The sequence below is a fragment of the Novosphingobium mangrovi genome, assembly GCF_022818885.1.
Lineage (GTDB): Bacteria > Pseudomonadota > Alphaproteobacteria > Sphingomonadales > Sphingomonadaceae > Novosphingobium > Novosphingobium mangrovi.
In genome coordinates this window covers 1-1,294 of sequence record NZ_JALHAT010000063.1, presented here as the reverse complement: position 1 = coordinate 1,294, position 1,294 = coordinate 1, and the positions used below count along the sequence as shown (strand labels likewise).

Sequence of the window (1,294 nt, the reverse complement as noted above, 5' to 3'; positions counted from 1 at the left end):
AGCCCGCCAGCGCCAGGGCCCCGGCCAGCAGGAGCGCGGCTCCCCTCCCCGGGAGCGGCGTGCGGGCGGGCGTGGAAAGGCGGCGGCGAAGGCGCGAATGTGCGGGGCGGATCGTCGTCATTATGGCTCCAGCGCATCGCCCGCCGCTGCTCCTGTGTCAACGGGCCGCGGGGGCGGGGAAGGTTGCACCGCGACAGACGGCAGGCTACTCGCGCCATGATGCGGTGCAAAAACCTGTGTGCTGCGTGAAGTTCACTGCCGAACAACCCCTTAGCCTGAGGAAACAAGCTGCATGAGCGAGACTACCCTGGACGTCGTTGCCATCGGTAACGCCATTGTCGATGTCATGGCCCCCTGCGAGGATGCCCTGATCGAGGAGCTGGGCATGGTGCGTGGCGGCATGACCCTGATCGACACCGAGGGGGCGACCTCGCTCTACGCGCGCATGGGCCAGGCAACCGAGATCTCGGGTGGTTCGGCGGCGAACACGCTGGCCGGTCTTGCCGCGCTGGGCGCCGACTGCGGCTTCATCGGCCAGGTTGCCGACGACCAGCTGGGTGAGATCTTCGCGCACGACATCCGTTCGGGCGGCATCGCCTACACCACCGCGCCGCGCGCAGGCGACCCGCCGACGGCGCGCTGCCTGATCTTCGTCTCGCCCGACGGCCAGCGCACGATGAACACTTTCCTCGGCGCCTCGCAGTACCTGCCCGCCGAGGCGCTTGATCTCGACATGATCGCGCGCGCCAAGGTGCTCTACCTCGAAGGCTACCTGTGGGATCCCGAAGAGCCGCGCGCTGCCATGCGCAAGGCGATTGATGCCGCGCGCGGCGCGGGCGCGAAGGTTGCCTTCACGCTGTCCGATGCCTTCGTCATCAGCCGTCATGGCGATGACTTCCGCGCGCTCATCGCCGATGGCCTGATCGACATCCTCTTTGCCAACGAGGTCGAACTGGCCGCGCTGACCGGCGAGGACGATTTCGACGCCGGGATCGCCGCACTTGCGCCCAAGATCGGAACGCTGGTCGTGACCCGCAGCGAAAAGGGCGCGGTCGCCGCGACCGGCGGCGAGGTGACCCAGGTCCCGGCCGAGCCCATCGCCAAGGTCGTCGACACGACGGGCGCCGGTGACCTGTTCGCGGCCGGCTTCCTCTATGGCCACGTGCGCGGCATGGAGGTTGCCAAGTGCCTCAAGCTTGGGGCAGTCTGTGCAGCCGAGATCATTTCGCACATGGGGGCCCGTCCGGAAGCCGATCTCAAGGCGCTTGCTGGCGTCTGACCCGACAGGGGCCGA

Annotated in this window: 1 protein-coding gene; it reads left to right on the top strand. The window is 68.2% G+C overall.

All coding sequences use genetic code 11. The features are described from left to right. Positions 1 to 292: 292 nt before the first annotated feature. Positions 293 to 1,279, top strand: a complete 987-nt coding sequence (locus MTR65_RS19110) for an adenosine kinase (RefSeq protein ID WP_243802987.1) — start codon at positions 293 to 295, stop codon at positions 1,277 to 1,279. The last annotated feature ends 15 nt before the right edge of the window (positions 1,280 to 1,294 follow it).